The sequence below is a fragment of the Salmonella sp. SSDFZ54 genome (assembly GCF_004010735.1).
In the GTDB taxonomy this organism is placed as follows: domain Bacteria; phylum Pseudomonadota; class Gammaproteobacteria; order Enterobacterales; family Enterobacteriaceae; genus Salmonella; species Salmonella enterica.
Map to the genome: position 1 here is coordinate 16682 of NZ_CP034819.1, position 15635 is coordinate 32316.

Consider the following 15635-nt stretch of genomic DNA (forward strand, 5'->3'; position numbering starts at 1 on the left):
TCTCAGGACTCCAGCGCGATGGCCACCTCGTAACCGTGAGATTTCAGCAGTGAGTGTTTTTTCGCGGCCTCCAGATCGTTCGCCACCATCTCGGAGACCATCTCCGACAGGGTGATTTCCGGTTTCCAGCCCAGTTTCTCATGCGCTTTGGACGGGTCGCCCAGCAGGGTTTCCACTTCCGCCGGACGGAAATAACGCGGATCAACGGCCACAATCACATCCCCCGGTTTCACGCCCGGCGCATCGTGTCCGGTAACGGATACCACGATCCCTTTCTCATTAATGCCTTCGCCTTCAAAGCGCAGTTTTATCCCCAGTTGCGCCGCCGCCAGCTCCACAAACTGGCGCACGGAATACTGCACGCCGGTGGCAATCACGAAATCTTCCGGCTGCTCCTGCTGTAACATCATCCACTGCATCCGCACGTAATCTTTCGCATGGCCCCAGTCGCGCAGCGAGTCCATGTTGCCGAGATACAGGCAGGACTCCAGTCCCTGCGCGATATTGGCGATGGCGCGGGTGATCTTACGGGTGACGAAGGTTTCGCCACGACGCGGGGACTCGTGGTTAAACAGAATGCCGTTACAGGCGTAAATACCGTAGGATTCACGGTAGTTGACGGTGATCCAGTAGGCGTACAGTTTCGCCACCGCATAGGGGGAACGCGGGTAGAACGGCGTGGTCTCTTTCTGCGGAATTTCCTGCACCAGACCGTACAGTTCAGAGGTGGAGGCCTGGTAGAACCGCGTTTTCTTTTCAAGACCGAGGAAGCGAATCGCCTCCAGCAGGCGCAGCGTACCCATCGCATCCACATCGGCGGTATATTCCGGCGACTCAAACGACACCGCCACGTGGCTCATTGCGCCCAGATTGTAGACCTCATCCGGCTGCACTTCCTGTAAAATGCGGGTCAGGTTGGAGGCGTCGGTCAGGTCGCCATAATGCAGATGAAATTTCGGGTTGCAGCTGTGCGGGTCCTGATAAATATGGTCCACGCGCTCGGTATTAAACGATGACGCGCGGCGCTTGATACCATGCACCTCATACCCTTTTTCCAGCAGAAATTCTGCCAGGTAAGACCCATCCTGTCCGGTTACGCCAGTAATGAGAGCGACTTTTGACATTTTCATTTCCTCAAATAGTCCCGTTAGGGAGTAACTTTCTGAACGCGCTGGCGCGTTACCACTGCGGGATTGCCCCGACAAATCGCATTTGCCGGTAATGATTTAAATACGCTGCTGCGCGCGCCGACGACGGTGCCATGACCTATCGTCACGCCGGGCGCGACAAAAACATCGGTCGCCAGCCAACATTTTTCGCCAATAACAATCGGCGCGGCGTTAATATCGAAATGGGCGCTGGTATAATCATGGCTACCGGTACACAAATACCCTTTTTGTGAAATAACCGCATGTGCGCCAATATTAATTTCACCCAACGTATATAACACAGCGTCGTCGCCTACCCAGGCATAATCGCCGACGGTTAATTTCCACGGATAGGTAATTTTTACTGACGGTCGAATAACCACATTCTTTCCAATTTTGGCGCCAAACAGACGCAGCAAAAAGGCTCGCCAGCGATACAATATTTGCGGCGACCCGGCGAATAATGTCGCCTGTACCGCCCACCATAATTGTACTTTTAGCGCATTAGCGCCGCGGAACCCTTTCGGCACCGTAAAGCCGCTAAGATCCTGCATAATAACTCCCGGTGATTAGACTTTGTTATACCGCGCTTTTGTTTTACCCGTCGTTTTCAGACGTAATAAATAGGATAATTGCGCCCAAAACCCTGGCACACGTAATATTTTTCGCTGTACGTTTTTTGCATCCTGACATAATTCCAGATTATTCGAGGTTGACACGCCGCCCATCGAAAATTCAGATACCAGTCCGTTAATTCGCCGGAAAGGATAGCCTGCTTTATAGAGACGGGCCGCCAGCGCATAATCTGAAGAGACATGATATTGCAGATCATAAGGATACTTTTTTAACGCTGCCGTCGGGAAAAATATCGCCTGATGGCTGGCTGGCAAACTATGGTAGATATAATACCCGGGTTTAGCCTTCCGGCGTATTTTATGCCCGCCGCCGAAATCCAGCAGCGCGTCGCCAATATACATCGCCTCGCCCTTTTGCCGCGCCAGTTGGCGGACAAACAGCGCGGCATCATCATGGAACGCATCCCCGGAATTAAGAAACAGGGTATAGCGCCCCTGCGCCAGCGCAATGCCTTTGTTCATGGCATCATAAATACCGCGATCCTTTTCACTGATAAAACGCAGGTTAAACTCACCGTGACGTTTTTGCAGAAATTCGCGCGTGCCGTCCTCCGAACCGCCATCCACTACGATCCATTCAAATGACAGACCCGGATCGCGCGCCAGATTGCGCAGCGAGCGCCAGGTTTTTACCACCCCTTCGTAATTGCGAAAGGCGACGGTAACGACGCTTAAAAACATGCCACCACCCCGTTATGAAATTTTTAACGCCTTGCGCAAAATGAACGGACAGACGATTAAAAAAGCATATTCCGGGCTAAATATTGAACCGGTAAAAAACAGCGACACCGGCGTAAAAAGATAGAGCTGTACCCGAAAATTGCGATTATCGCCAAACGCATTTAGCGCCATTTTTAAAACTTTCCCCATATACCACAGCGTCACTAGCACTGCGAACCAGGAAAAATAAATAATCAGCAGATACAATCCATTGTCTATGGTTTTCCCGACATCCGCACCGTTAAAGATTCCGAATGATGCGACATATTCATAAAGTGAGCCAAATCTGACTACACCATCAATATGGGTCAAGGAATATCCGACCATGACTAACGGGCCCACAATACGATAATAAGAAGATGAGCCTTCCGTCCCTAAATCGCCAAGTCGTGTCGCGATATAAGGAAATGCAATAATTACCCCAACCAAAAACAGGGTTAATGAGACCAGCGCCAGTGGAAGTTTTTTCTTTATCGCATCCTTATTCAAATATTGGAACGCCCACTCCAGAAGGTAAAACAGGATAAAGGTCATTACCCCTGAAAATGATCCTGATAATATTATCCCTGCCAGAATCATAGCATCGCTTTTCGGTGTTTTGATACCAAACTGTTTGATGCTCAGCCAAATTGAGATTAGTGCCAAAGCGAAAAATGCCGGTTCAAAATAAAGCGCAGTGGTACGCTTACCGCCAAACTTTATGAAGTTCAGTACATAGCTATTACTGTAAATGAGATATTTCGAAATTCCTTCCATAATACTGCTGCCGCCGGTAAGGATAATTTGCGCCATCTCAACCGCGGCGAGCGCGACCACCATACCCACCACCAGATAAAAAAAACGCAAAATCTTTCGGTGGTTATGCGCGGAAATGGTTTTGAATCGGATACTCCAGACCATCCCGATAATGACCACAATATAGACAAACAGCATCGTGGACGTGACATATTTACCGGCATTCAGCGACTGGCCGAACAGGAAGTTAAATGCTGTAAGCCCCGCGCCGATGCCTAAGGCGATCATTAATTTTTTTACGCTAATGCGTTCCACAAATAACAGCAGCAACAGCGGTAAAAAAGTGACGATGGTAATGGGAAAGCTTTCCCCCAGTTGGGCAATCTTGACATTGACCAGTAGGTAGATCAGCGGCAGCAGCAGATAGCTACAGATTCTGATAGAACGAGACATACTCCTCCAGCATCTGTTGACCGCTGTACGCGACGCGGCTACGCATACGAAAGGCGTCCAGCGTTGCGCCGAATACCGCCTGAGCAATCTCTGGCTTACGCCGCTGCGCCAGGCGCAGTACATCTGTAGCGGCAAAAGTCTGGCCGCCGGATTTCGCCAGCACCTCCTGCGCCGCCTCGCTGTGGGTGGCGATTACCGGTACGCCGATCGAGAGCGCTTCACACAAGATCAACGGATAGTTATCGACCCGCGAGCTAAAGACCAGCGCATCCATCTCATTGAGCGCGCTCATTAATTTACGCTTATCGGTTTCAAAACCGTGATTAACAACGTTTTGGCCGGTAAAAGGCGAAAATTTACCGAAGGTATGCAGTTCAATTTTTTCGCCCAGCGCCATCATGTCGTGTACCAGACGCTGGTCAGTTTTGCCGTCATAACGCAAGTCATGCGCCACAATGGCAATTCGCGGTTTGCCCGGATTCAGCGGCACAGGTGATAGCTGCGCGAGAATCGCCTCGGTCGCCAGATCGATACCGTTGTTAATAATCTGGCAGCGCCCCGCGCCATAAACGCTGTTAAAGGCCTCGGCCACGTGCTGGCTCGGCGAAATAAACCGGCAGCCCAGCCGCAGCATGTCCCGAAAGCGCTGACGTTTGCCGCCAATAAGCTGGTGCGCCCGATCCACCCTGACCGGCGGATAATTGCTTAGGGTCGGACATTTTTGGCAGCCGCTTTTCCAGCCCTCGCAACCGTCGGTGAAGGCGCAACGCCCGGTGACGCTCCAGTGATCGTGCAGCGTCCAGACCAGCGTGACGTCCGGTTTTTGCGCTTTGACTTTTTCGCAAAACGTCACGATGTCCGCCAGGTTTAGCCAGTAACTGTGGAGAACATGAAAATGCAGCACCAGCGGGCCGGATGTCTGGATAACCGTGCGGTAAAGATTGTCGAGATTGCCAAACAGATCGCGATTCAGGAAACGAAATAGCGCGATATTGGCGATTGCCGTGCCGCGCGGCGTCTGTTTTATCACCTGCGGATAACGGTGGTGGCTGACGCTTTTTTTTCCGCCGTTGCCATAACCGTAGACAAAACGTGACGTCAGCCCTTTTTGCAGCGCCCGCAGATGGAGATCCAACGCCACTCCCGCCGCGCCGCCTTCCGCCAGCCGTACATTAAATTGCAGAATATTCATGTGCTGACCTTCACCCGTGCTTTTTCTCCCACCACCAGCGCATGGTCCGGAATACTGTCAAGCACCACGCTACCCGCGCCAATCGTGACGTGATTACCGATAGTAATATCGCCAAGCAGGATGACATTCGCCCCCAGCTCAACGCCGTGACCAATCACCGGACAAGCCAGGCTGTCCGCGCCGCGATTGCCAATGGTGACGCCGTGGCGAATGGTAAAATCGTCGCCGGCGACGACATGTTTGTTGATCACTACCGCGTAACCATGATGGATAGTGAACCGCCGACCAATGGTCGCGGCGGCCTGGATTTCATACCCGAACAGGCATTCCGTGATCACGCGATACAGCACCAGCACCGGCGCGGCCCACAGATTATTCAGCACATTCTTTTTGCGCCAGACGGAACAAAAATGAGCGATACGGTAGGCCAGCACCATGCAACAGGGGCGTAAGCTCCAGCTATTCGCGCGTAAGTCTTCCAGCATCGTTATCGCCCCCGCAGCCCGGCCGCCAGGCGTTTGCTGTTACGCACGGAGAGCAACGTCAGCAACGTGCGCCAGGTCATTCGCTTATTGCGAATTTGGTACAGGGTAAAAAGCTGGTATTTTTTACTGGCGCGATCGAATTTATCTTTGTGCTTACGATAAAAATGGAAATAGCCGGAGAACTTTTTCGGCGAAGAGGTAATCTGCATCTCGCCGTGGTTGATATGTAAAATTTGCGTCGCCTCTTCGACTTTCCACGGTTCGCCATACTCCACCACCATGCGCAGAAAAATGTCGTAGTCCTGCGCCGCCTTGAGTTCGGTATCGAACAAACACGCTTTAAAACGCCAGGCCCAGGTAAAAACCTGATTGCCAATAATATTGCGCTTGTAGAATAAGCGGCGCGAATAAGGGGATTTCGGATACAGCGGTAGGCTGGCAGGCTGAGAGTAGACCTCGCCCTCGCACACATAGTCGTTGGCATACAAAAAGGCGTGCGTAGTCAACTGGTGTTTGTGGGCCAGAAACACGCTCAGACGGTTGGGCGTCCATTCATCGTCATCATCAATACCGGTAATGTAGTGTCCTTGCGCCTGCATAATGGCCTGATTGCGTACCGCGCAGGCGCCGGTATTCCTGGCGTTATGAGTATAACGAACGCGCGGGTCGTTCAGCTCCTCAACAAATTGTTGTAGCTGCTGATAAGACGAGGAGCAATCATCCACGATGAGCATCTCCCAGTGACGGTAGTCCTGACGTAGTACTGATTTAATCGCCCGGATAGCCAACTGCTGCCTGTTCCAGGTTGGCATATAAATTGAGATCAGCGGATTGTCTGTTGTCATGCTTATTCCCCAGATAGTTTTGCCGCATGGCGCTACGCTTGTCCGGCCTACAGTCACAGGCCGCGCCATCCGGCACGCCTTATTTTTTATTTGGAATCTGACTGGTATTCATATTCGTAATAGCCATAATCCTGGTAGCCCGTCGCCCGGCGGAAAATGGAGTTGAGAATGACGCCTTTGACCTGAATGCCATTCTGGTCAAAACGGCTCAGACTGGTTTCCACCTCTTTTAAGGTGTTGACGGCATAACGCGCCACCATCAGCGTCGTCCCGACGTGACGACCCACAATCGCGGCGTCCGTCACGGCCAGAATCGGCGGCGTGTCGATTAATACCAGGTCGTAGCGGCTGCTTGCCCAGGCGATCAGCTCGCCGAAGCGCTCGCTCATCAGCAGTTCTGATGGGTTAGGCGGTACCTGACCGCGCGGAATAAGATCAAAATTAGCGATCGCCGTGGGTTTCGCGCAGGAGGCTATCTCGCCTTTGCCCGCCAGAATGTCAGATAAGCCGTCCACGTTATTGGTGCCGAGCAGTTCATGGGTGTAGCCTTTGCGCATATCGCAGTCGATCAGTAATACCCGTTTATGCGTCTGGCTGATGACGGCCGCCAGGTTGGCGCAAACAAAGGTTTTGCCGATAGAGGGGCTGACGCCTGTGAGCATGAGTACATTATTTTGCGCCTGCATCATGGCGAAATGCAGGCTGGTGCGCAGGCTGCGAATCGCCTCAATCGCCAGATCGGTCGGATTGCCCACCGCCAGCAGTTGGCTCTGCTTATAACGCTTAATCCCTTTAATGGTTTTGACGCTATCGCGCGCTTTTTGCCATTCCGACAGCGGAATACTGGCATAGACGCTGATCCCGTGCTCCTCCAGCGCCTGCGGGCTTTCAATACCGCGATTAAACAGCGAGCGCAGCAGCACGCCGACAATCGATAACATTAATCCCAGAATAATGCTGCCGAGAATAATCAACGCCTTTTTCGGCTTCAGCACGCCCGGCTGGGTAATCGCCGGGTCAACGATGCGCACGTCGCCAACGGTGCTGGCTTCGGTGATTTTCAGCTCCTGCTGTTTATTAAGCAGTTGCATATAGACCTGCTGGCCGGACTCCACATCACGGGTCAAACGCACAATCTCCTGCTGGGTTTTCGGCATTGCCGTCACCCGCCCGTTCAGTTTGGCTTTTTCATCTTCCAGCGCTTTACGTTTTTCCAGCAGGGTGCGGTAAGCCGGATGCGCTTTGGTAAAGAGCTTGGAAATTTCCGCCTCTTTAAACGTCAACTCATTCAACTGGGCGTCGATATTAACCATCGAATCGAGCACCGCCTTCGCCTCCAGCGGTAAATCCACCGAGTCTTTATCCTGGCGGAAAGCGTTTAGCTTGTTTTCCGCCACATCCAGACGGCTGCGGACTTCCGGCAGTTGTTTTGCCAGAAACGCCAGGCTCTTCCCCGCCTCTTCAGATTTCCGCGCAATATCCTGTTGCAGATAGTTACGGGTAATACTGTTGAGAATTTCGCGGATCTGGTCGCGATCCTCTCCCGTGAACGTCAGGCTCAGAACGCCGGTATCTTTGCCGGTTTCCGTTACGGTGAGGTTATTTTGCAGGTTATTAATCATGCCAAGCGTTGAGAATTTACTCACCGTAAATTCTGTATCAGGACGGGCGTCAATCGCCTCTACCTGCATCGTCACGCCGTCTTTATTGAGTGGCTGGCCCACAACGCCCTGCGCGCTAAATCCGCCGTCGCTAACCAACTGATAACGTTTGTCGCCCAGCACTTTGAGGGTGAAGATCTGTCCGCTCATCGTCTCTGGTCGGGTGAATGTCGTGACTTTCACCCTTTCATTCTGACGTCCCATCAGCCGTTCCCACCCGGCGCCAAAGAGCGGAAAGGTATTTTTGGTGACGGCAATATCCAGATCCAGATCGTCAACGGTCTTCCCCAGCACCAGGCGCGATCGAATGAGCTGAATTTCCGCATCGGAAGCCGGCGGCTTATTCGCTAATGCGCTGTTGATATCCTGTACCAGCGAATTACCGGCGTTTTGTTCAATCTGCACCAGCGCATCGGCACTATAGATGGGCGTGGCGAAGAACGTATAAATTACCGCGCACAGCGCAAATATGGCCGTCGTCCCCAACACCCACCAACGCGCTTCAATCACCGTTCCGACCAGACGCCCGATATCGATTTCATCGCTACCCGTAGCCGCCGCAGATTGTTTTACTTTTTCTGTCATGGTTTTCCCTGCTCTGCATTCAGTGCCTGCGCCCACTGGCGGGCAGACCTTTCCAGTAATGTGTACACCGCCTCAAACGCATCGCGGCTTTTGCGATACGGGTCCGGTATTTCACGCTCGCTGTCCCAGTGACCAAACAGCATTACCTTGCCGCGCATTTCCGGCGCAATGTCGCACAGGGCGGCGATGTGACGTTTCTCCATCGTCAGAATCAGGTCATATTCCCGGCACAGACGCGCGGAAATTTGCCTTGCGCAGTGATTTTCCAAAGACAGATCGTGGGCGCTCGCCACGCTCGCCGCCGCAGGATCGGCGCCTTTGCCGACCAGCGCGCCTAATCCGGCGGACGCAACCGTCAGCGAGGGATGAAAGCGCTTTAGCAAACGTTCCGCCGTCGGGGAACGGCAAACATTCCCCACACAGACCACTAAGATTTTGTTAAACATAACGATTACCAGGAATGAATGTCGCTGGCCGTATCCGTCATATAACGGACACCGCTAATGGTCGGCAGCAACTGATTGATCAGACGGTTCCAGCGAGCAACCGGCGCGGTCGTGACGTACACCACATCGTAAGGCTGAAGTCGGAATTCCGTCGCCATCACCAATGACGTGGCGTCAGACATATCAAGCTGGTAGATATTGGCGATCTTGCCGCCGCGTCCCCCCTCGCCTTTCAACGGACGAATCACAAAAATGCCGCTGGCGTTGGAGGTGGTCAGATCAATGCCTTCCGCATTGCCTAAGGCTTCGGTGAGCGTCATGCCGCTGAAATCCATTTTGAGGGTGCTCTGTTTTTTCACTTCGCCCATGACAAAGACTTTCAGATCGTCATTGCGCGGCACATACAGAATGTCGCCAGGGTAGAGCAAGCGGTTCTGGCTAAGATCGCCATTTTGCATCAGCGCCTGTAGCGAAATGCGCTGTTCTTTGCCGTTGTGCGTCAACACGACGTTGCGCCAGTCCGCCATATCGGTCAGGCCGCCCGCGGCGTTAATCGCATCCAGGACGGTTAGCGGTACGTTAGTAATGGCCTGCTGACCGGATTTATTCACCTGGCCGGAGATGTACGCTTTTTGCGAGCGGAAAGCGGCGATATTGACATCCACCTGCGGGTCCGCGATGTACTTCGCTAAACGCCCGGTAATATCGCTGCGAATCTCTGACAAAGTTTTACCGACGACGCTAACCTTGCCAATGTAGGGATAAAACATGGTGCCGTCCGGCTGTACCCAGTTGCCGGTATCGCTTGAGCTACGGTACTGGCCTGCTGGCGTGGTCAATTCCGGGTGATCCCAGACGGTGACATTCAGCACATCGCCAGGCCCGACGCGATACTGATAGCTGGCGATCTCCTGGTCCAGCGACATATTCGGTTGCGCGACATTGGGCCGCGGGCGTAATTGCTCAACCAGCCGTGGCGTCAGCGGATACACATTGACCATTCGGTCGAGATCAAAGTCAGCGTCTTGCTGTTTGATCACATCTTTCCCCATCGTAGACATATTGCTGCCCGGAAGTACTGTGCAGCCACTTATCAAGCTGAGCGACACCAATAATGGCATCAATTTCATTTTGGATTTCATCATTGATTATTTATCACTTTGGCAGAGTCATTATCCTGTGCAATTTAAATAGCGGCTTCGTCCGTGCACATTTACCTTGCAGTTAATGGCAGAGAAAATTAACTGGCATCATTCTGAAAAAAAATCAATTCATCCGCAGGCTATTGACAGAATAATAAAGGCTTATGTTCAGGCTTTCAGGCACGCTACCGCCCCTGGCTTCTTAGCTACCAATACACTGATTATTCTAAATTTTCGCATTCCCCTCCGATTTCATCCTCGTTCAGATAAAAATCTTCAGCGAAATAAAGGTTACGTATTAATTGTTTTCTCGATGTCGTGACAGGATATTTAAGAGCGCTATCTTAATCCTGCAAGAATTGTTGCAGCTAACCTAATGACAGGCAAGGTAACAAACCCGCCATTCTATATTTTTAAGATTAATATTAAATGAATTAACAGATGATTTTAGGATTTTATTGATGTTGACAATATTTATTTGCTCCACTCCACCTGCGATATTTCCTAAATATATTCTTGACATTATTTAGTTTCTGACAGAAACATTACGGCTATTTTAAAGTTATTTTATAGCCGCGTAACAAAGATAAATTGCTCTGCGGCATTGCATTTTTCCGCCGTATTATCCATGATCGAATTGTGACAATTGTCATATTACAGAAGGTATTGCTCTTACTATGGAATGGATTGCCGATCCGTCAATCTGGGCCGGACTGGTAACGTTAATCGTTATCGAACTTGTTCTCGGCATTGATAACCTGGTCTTTATTGCCATCCTCGCTGAAAAACTACCGCCGGGGCAGCGCGACCGCGCGCGCATTACCGGCCTGATACTGGCGATGATCATGCGCCTGCTGCTGCTGGCGTCAATCTCGTGGCTGGTCACCTTGACTAAGCCGCTCTTTAGCGTACAGGCGTTAAGCTTCAGCGCCCGCGATCTGATTATGCTGTTCGGCGGCTTCTTCCTGCTCTTTAAAGCCACCATGGAGCTCAACGAACGGCTGGAAGGGAAAGATAGCGCCAACCCTACCCAGCGTAAGGGGGCGAAATTCTGGGCGGTGGTCGCGCAAATCGTGGTGCTGGACGCTATCTTTTCTCTCGACTCCGTGATTACCGCCGTGGGGATGGTCGATCACCTGGCGGTCATGATGGCGGCAGTGATAATCGCCATTAGCCTGATGCTGCTCGCCAGCAAGTCCCTGACCCGATTTGTGAACAACCATCCCACCATTGTCATTTTGTGCCTTAGCTTCCTGCTAATGATCGGCTTTAGCCTGGTGGCGGAAGGGTTTGGTTTCCACATTCCGAAAGGGTATCTGTACGCGGCTATCGGCTTCTCGGTGATGATCGAGGCGCTCAACCAACTGGCTATTTTTAACCGCCGCCGTTTTCTTTCCGCTAACCATACGCTGCGCCAGCGCACAACGGAGGCCGTGATGCGGCTGATTAGCGGTAAAAAAGAGGATGCCGAACTGGATGCGGAAACCGCCGCGATGCTGGCAGACCATGACGACAGCCAGATTTTTAATCCGCAGGAGCGCAGGATGATTGAGCGGGTGCTGAATCTCAACCAGCGCACCGTAAGTAGCATCATGACGTCGCGCCACGATATCGAGCATATCGATCTCAACGCGCCGGAAGCGGAAATCCGCGCTCTGCTGGAAAAGAACCAGCATACGCGTCTGGTCGTGACGGGTGAAAATGAACAGGAAGATTTACTCGGCGTCGTCCACGTCATCGATCTGTTGCAACAATCGCTGCGCGGCGAACCGCTCAACCTGCGGGCGCTGATTCGCCAACCGCTGGTTTTCCCGGAAACATTGCCGCTGCTGCCTGCGCTGGAGCAGTTCCGTAACGCCAGAACCCATTTTGCCTTTGTCGTAGATGAGTTTGGCTCGGTTGAAGGCATTGTGACATTAAGCGATGTCATGGAGACTATTGCCGGTAATCTGCCGAATGAAGTCGAGGAAATTGACGCCCGCCACGATATTCAGAAGAACCCGGACGGTTCCTGGACAGCAAACGGCCATATGCCGCTGGAGGATTTGGTGCAGTACGTGCCGCTACCGCTGGATGAAAAACGGGAATACCATACGATTGCCGGATTATTGATGGAATATTTGCAGCGCATACCGCAAACCGGTGAAGAGGTTCAGGTGGGCGATTATTTGCTGAAAACATTGCAGGTAGAAAGCCATCGAGTGCAGAAAGTGCAGTTAATTCCGCTGCATAACGGCGAGCCAGACCAGGAAATGTAACGCCTGTTCGCCTGCCCCGGCCTGCTTACCAGGCAGGCCGGAGGCGCGTTAGCCTCGCCATCCGGCTCTGCCCTTTGGCCAAAAACTACAGCTTATCCAGCAGTTTCTTCACATCTTTACCGTTACGGGTATCTTTATTGCGATCCGCCCAGTCATTGAGCCGACGCTTCGCCTCATCCTGTAAATGCTTGCGCAATAACTGATCCACTTGCAGGGTATAGTTCAGCTCCTGCCACTTGCCATAGACGCGCAACGGCACCGGCGTCTCTTTCAGGAAGGTGATCAGGTTGCTATTGCCGTTCCATCCGCCCAGCACACGCAGATTAAATTGCGTATCACAGCTCTGCTTAACCAGATCCAGCGTTCCGCTGCCGGTTAACGCCAGCATAGAAGATTGCCCGACCATGTCGTCGAGCGTCAGCGTGCCCTTATTTAGCGTCAGATCGGTCGTGAAGCGATCCAGTCGGGTCGCGTTGTCCATATTTTCCTGCGACTGCTGCGCGTCGCCGCCGCTTCGCTCTACGGCCTGCTGCACCAGTTGCTGGAAATTCATTCCTTCGAGGCGCGTATTGCTCATGTCAACATGCGCTTTTCCTTTCCAGCTGTGGCGAAATGCCTCCGCGTCAATATCCGCCCCGGAGAAATCGCCAACCAGCGACATCTTACCGGTCAGGCTAATCGGATAATTAAAGGCTTTCAGGATAGTCCCAATCTCAACATGGTTGAGGCGAGGGTGGAATTCGATGCGCGGACTGGCGGTGCGGGCGTCAAGCGTGCCGGGCAGCGACATCTCTCCGTCGGCCAGTTTCCCCTGCAACTCGGTGATATCCAGCAATCCGGCCTGATTAGACATCTTCGTCGAAACCTGGGTAAAGTCCATTCCCCGCCAGCGAACTGAATCCGCCTGTAAAGCAATCTCCGCCGTAAAGCTTTGCAGCCCCTGATAAGGCGGCGCACCAACACGCGACGCGATAACTGGCCTGGTCAGGGGGAGCGTATTTTGCCCCTGCGACACCGCGCCGCCCGTCTGTGCCACGGTGCTATGATGCGGCAACAGGTTGTCCAGATTAAGCTTGCTGGACTGGAGGTCAATTTGCCATTCCGGCTGCTCCGCCAGCGTTACCTGAACATGCCCGGTCAGAGAACTGTCATTCGCCGTTAAATTTAAGTGGTTAAATGAAAGACGTTTTTGCGCCTCCTGCCACTGCGCCTGCAATTGTCCCTGCCCCTCAATCCCCTGCGCCGGTAGATCCGCGCCCTGCAATTGCCAGCGCAGTTGCTCAATACCCGCGGTTAAATTATGCGGATAATCGGAAGCATCCACCGCTCCGCTGAATGATAAAGCAAGATCCCGCTGATCGCGGTTCACGCGTCCCGAAAAATCAAACGTGCCGCGATGCTCGGCATCTTGTTCCATATTCAGACGAATATCGCGCACCGTGACCTGGTCATCATTTTCATGCTGGAAAACCAGCACGCTGTCGGCAACGCGCAGGCTACGAATATCAAACGACCAGCCGCGATCTTCCGCTACGTCCGGCAAGGTATTATCTTTCGGCGCGACCGGCGCATCATCGCTACGTACCGCTTCCGTTTGCGGCGTCAGTTGAATCACCCCGCCTTTCAGCATCACCTGCTTAACATGAAGCTGATGACTCAACAGCGGCCATAAAGCGACATCCAGGCGCATATTGTCAGCCCGCACCAGCGGTTCGCTGGCGCCTCGCGCCGTTAGCGTCATTCGCCCGGAAAGGATGCTGAGTTGCGGCCATACGTGCCAGCGCAGCGGCCCGTCCAGTTGCAACTGATATTCACTACGCGCGGCAACCTGCTGCACCATATAGGCGCGGAAATCATTCGGATTGACCAACAATACCAACGCAGAGAATCCGGCCACCAGCACGACCAGGAGAATCATCAGCGTCGTCAGAAATCGTCTCATGCTACCCTCAATGGACCGGCAGTATTGCGCCGAATGGCTCAGTCTTTATCAATCCGGCTGGCAACAGCGCCCTGCTGATCGCGATATTTGGCATCCTGACGGCGGTTATAAGGCCGCGCCGCCGGGCCGGACAGCGGCTCAAAGCTCAGCGCGCCGATGAGCATACCCGGACGCAACGCCAGCGGCAGCTTCCCGGAGTTGTAAAACTCAAGCACAATGCAGCCCGACCAGCCGGGATCGATACGGTGCGCCGTCACATGCACCATCAGTCCCAGACGCGCCAGCGAGGAACGGCCATCCAGCCAGCCCACTAAATCCGGCGGCAGGGTAACGGATTCAAAGGTGACGGCCAGCGCCAACTCGCCCGGATGCAGATAAAATGCCTCGCCGTCCGGCAAAACGATTTCATCGCTCATCACGCGATCCAGCGCCGCGCTGACCTCATCTTTCGGCCCGCTCAGGTCGATAAACGCCGCCGTATGGCCACGGAAGGTTCGAAATTTATTGCCAAGACGTACATCGACCGTCGCGCCGTTAATGCGCTCTACGGGAGGTCGCGGGGTGATAGACAAACGGCCTTCATCCAGCCAGGCTTCAATATCTCGGTCGCATAAACGCATGGCACTTTCTCCTTTCGCGCATCAAGCCCTTAAATCAAGCACATCAAGGGCTAACCAGGTTATCACTGAACGGTACACAATTCGCCAGATTTATTCAAAGAACTGGCTGATTTTCGCTTTCAGAATATCAATAGCGATGCGGTTTTTACCGCCGCGCGGCACGATAATATCCGCATATTGTTTGGAAGGCTCAATAAATTGCAGGAACATCGGACGCACCGTTTTCTGATATTGCGCCATCACCGAATCCATTGAGCGACCACGCTCGTTCACATCGCGTTTGATACGGCGCATCAAACAGATATCCAGCGGCGTATCGACAAAAATAGAGAAGTTCATCTCTTCACGCAAACGCGCGTCGGTCAGTAACAGAATACCTTCAAGAATAATTACTTTCTTCGGTTCTACGCGAACCGTTTCCTGCATACGGGTATGCTCAACATAACTGTATACCGGTAATTCAATCGCCGAACCGCGCTTGAGCGCCTGAAGATGCTGAAATAGCAGGCTGTGATCCATCGCATTCGGATGGTCATAGTTGGTTTTTACGCGTTCTTCCATCGACAGATGGCTTTGATCTTTGTAATAACTGTCTTCGGGAATAACGCCAATATGTTCGTCACCCACTTGTTCACGCAATTCGCGGTAAAGGGTACTGGCAATAAGACTCTTGCCGGAAGCCGATGCGCCAGCGATACCGATAATGACGCACTGATGAGACTGATCAGTCATAAATTTAGCGACCTGATTAACCTGGATGTAAGGAAG

At 52.7% G+C, this 15635-nt stretch carries 14 protein-coding genes; 1 reads left to right on the top strand and 13 read right to left on the bottom strand.

What is annotated here, in order from left to right; genetic code table 11:
• Positions 1 to 2: 2 nt before the first annotated feature.
• From gmd to wza, 10 genes are all read right to left on the bottom strand, one after another.
• Positions 3 to 1124: a GDP-mannose 4,6-dehydratase gene (gene gmd, locus EOS97_RS00075; RefSeq protein WP_000048160.1), complete on the bottom strand. Its 1122-nt coding sequence runs from the start codon at positions 1122 to 1124 to the stop codon at positions 3 to 5.
• Positions 1125 to 1147: 23 nt separating this feature from the next.
• Positions 1148 to 1702 (bottom strand): colanic acid biosynthesis acetyltransferase WcaF, encoded by a 555-nt coding sequence (wcaF, locus tag EOS97_RS00080; RefSeq protein ID WP_001153603.1) that lies wholly within the window; start codon positions 1700 to 1702, stop codon positions 1148 to 1150.
• A 15-nt stretch (positions 1703 to 1717) separates the two neighbouring features.
• Positions 1718 to 2464, bottom strand: coding sequence for a colanic acid biosynthesis glycosyltransferase WcaE (wcaE, locus tag EOS97_RS00085; protein ID WP_000480132.1), 747 nt, complete (start codon positions 2462 to 2464; stop codon positions 1718 to 1720).
• A gap of 12 nt (positions 2465 to 2476) precedes the next feature.
• On the bottom strand, positions 2477 to 3691 hold the full coding sequence (gene wcaD, locus EOS97_RS00090) for a colanic acid polymerase WcaD (protein ID WP_000091398.1): 1215 nt from the start codon (positions 3689 to 3691) through the stop codon (positions 2477 to 2479).
• Positions 3666 to 4883 carry a colanic acid biosynthesis glycosyltransferase WcaC gene (wcaC, locus tag EOS97_RS00095; protein WP_001023852.1) on the bottom strand — a complete coding sequence of 406 codons (1218 nt, stop codon included), beginning with the start codon at positions 4881 to 4883 and terminating at the stop codon, positions 3666 to 3668. Before wcaC ends, wcaD begins: the two co-directional genes overlap by 26 nt.
• Positions 4880 to 5368 carry a colanic acid biosynthesis acetyltransferase WcaB gene (gene wcaB / locus EOS97_RS00100; RefSeq protein ID WP_000888724.1) on the bottom strand — a complete coding sequence of 163 codons (489 nt, stop codon included), beginning with the start codon at positions 5366 to 5368 and terminating at the stop codon, positions 4880 to 4882. Before wcaB ends, wcaC begins: the two co-directional genes overlap by 4 nt.
• 2 nt (positions 5369 to 5370) lie before the next feature.
• Entirely contained in the window at positions 5371 to 6213 is an 843-nt protein-coding gene (gene wcaA, locus EOS97_RS00105) for a colanic acid biosynthesis glycosyltransferase WcaA (protein WP_000205699.1), read from the bottom strand.
• An 86-nt stretch (positions 6214 to 6299) separates the two neighbouring features.
• The gene (gene wzc, locus EOS97_RS00110) at positions 6300 to 8459 is read right to left on the bottom strand and encodes a tyrosine-protein kinase Wzc (protein ID WP_000137209.1); all 2160 of its coding nucleotides are present in this window, start codon (positions 8457 to 8459) and stop codon (positions 6300 to 6302) included.
• Positions 8456 to 8905, bottom strand: a complete 450-nt coding sequence (gene wzb / locus EOS97_RS00115) for a low molecular weight protein-tyrosine-phosphatase Wzb (protein ID WP_000482224.1) — start codon at positions 8903 to 8905, stop codon at positions 8456 to 8458. Before wzb ends, wzc begins: the two co-directional genes overlap by 4 nt.
• A gap of 5 nt (positions 8906 to 8910) precedes the next feature.
• Positions 8911 to 10050 (bottom strand): polysaccharide export protein Wza, encoded by a 1140-nt coding sequence (gene wza / locus EOS97_RS00120; protein WP_000978078.1) that lies wholly within the window; start codon positions 10048 to 10050, stop codon positions 8911 to 8913.
• A gap of 674 nt (positions 10051 to 10724) precedes the next feature.
• Here wza and EOS97_RS00125 point away from each other — a divergent pair.
• The gene (locus tag EOS97_RS00125) at positions 10725 to 12305 is read left to right on the top strand and encodes a TerC family protein (RefSeq protein WP_000454713.1); all 1581 of its coding nucleotides are present in this window, start codon (positions 10725 to 10727) and stop codon (positions 12303 to 12305) included.
• Positions 12306 to 12390: 85 nt separating this feature from the next.
• Here EOS97_RS00125 and asmA read toward each other — a convergent pair whose 3' ends face one another.
• The 3 genes from asmA to udk all read right to left on the bottom strand — a co-directional run bounded on the left by asmA (position 12391) and on the right by udk (position 15599).
• The gene (asmA, locus tag EOS97_RS00130) at positions 12391 to 14247 is read right to left on the bottom strand and encodes an outer membrane assembly protein AsmA (protein ID WP_127836099.1); all 1857 of its coding nucleotides are present in this window, start codon (positions 14245 to 14247) and stop codon (positions 12391 to 12393) included.
• Between the two features lie 38 nt (positions 14248 to 14285).
• Positions 14286 to 14867, bottom strand: a complete 582-nt coding sequence (gene dcd / locus EOS97_RS00135) for a dCTP deaminase (protein ID WP_001234783.1) — start codon at positions 14865 to 14867, stop codon at positions 14286 to 14288.
• 90 nt (positions 14868 to 14957) lie between these two features.
• Positions 14958 to 15599, bottom strand: a complete 642-nt coding sequence (gene udk, locus EOS97_RS00140) for a uridine kinase (protein WP_000132082.1) — start codon at positions 15597 to 15599, stop codon at positions 14958 to 14960.
• Positions 15600 to 15635: the final 36 nt, after the last annotated feature.

Excerpts from the sequence above, each read along its gene's own strand:
- gmd (WP_000048160.1), bottom strand. The coding sequence starts at position 1,124 with ATGTCAAAAGTCGCTCTCATTACTGGCGTAACCGGACAGGATGGGTCT.
- wcaF (WP_001153603.1), bottom strand. The coding sequence starts at position 1,702 with ATGCAGGATCTTAGCGGCTTTACGGTGCCGAAAGGGTTCCGCGGCGCT.
- wcaE (WP_000480132.1), bottom strand. The coding sequence starts at position 2,464 with ATGTTTTTAAGCGTCGTTACCGTCGCCTTTCGCAATTACGAAGGGGTG.
- wcaD (WP_000091398.1), bottom strand. The coding sequence starts at position 3,691 with ATGTCTCGTTCTATCAGAATCTGTAGCTATCTGCTGCTGCCGCTGATC.
- wcaC (WP_001023852.1), bottom strand. The coding sequence starts at position 4,883 with ATGAATATTCTGCAATTTAATGTACGGCTGGCGGAAGGCGGCGCGGCG.
- wcaB (WP_000888724.1), bottom strand. The coding sequence starts at position 5,368 with ATGCTGGAAGACTTACGCGCGAATAGCTGGAGCTTACGCCCCTGTTGC.
- wcaA (WP_000205699.1), bottom strand. The coding sequence starts at position 6,213 with ATGACAACAGACAATCCGCTGATCTCAATTTATATGCCAACCTGGAAC.
- wzc (WP_000137209.1), bottom strand. The coding sequence starts at position 8,459 with ATGACAGAAAAAGTAAAACAATCTGCGGCGGCTACGGGTAGCGATGAA.
- wzb (WP_000482224.1), bottom strand. The coding sequence starts at position 8,905 with ATGTTTAACAAAATCTTAGTGGTCTGTGTGGGGAATGTTTGCCGTTCC.
- wza (WP_000978078.1), bottom strand. The coding sequence starts at position 10,050 with ATGATGAAATCCAAAATGAAATTGATGCCATTATTGGTGTCGCTCAGC.
- EOS97_RS00125 (WP_000454713.1), top strand. The coding sequence starts at position 10,725 with ATGGAATGGATTGCCGATCCGTCAATCTGGGCCGGACTGGTAACGTTA.
- asmA (WP_127836099.1), bottom strand. The coding sequence starts at position 14,247 with ATGAGACGATTTCTGACGACGCTGATGATTCTCCTGGTCGTGCTGGTG.
- dcd (WP_001234783.1), bottom strand. The coding sequence starts at position 14,867 with ATGCGTTTATGCGACCGAGATATTGAAGCCTGGCTGGATGAAGGCCGT.
- udk (WP_000132082.1), bottom strand. The coding sequence starts at position 15,599 with ATGACTGATCAGTCTCATCAGTGCGTCATTATCGGTATCGCTGGCGCA.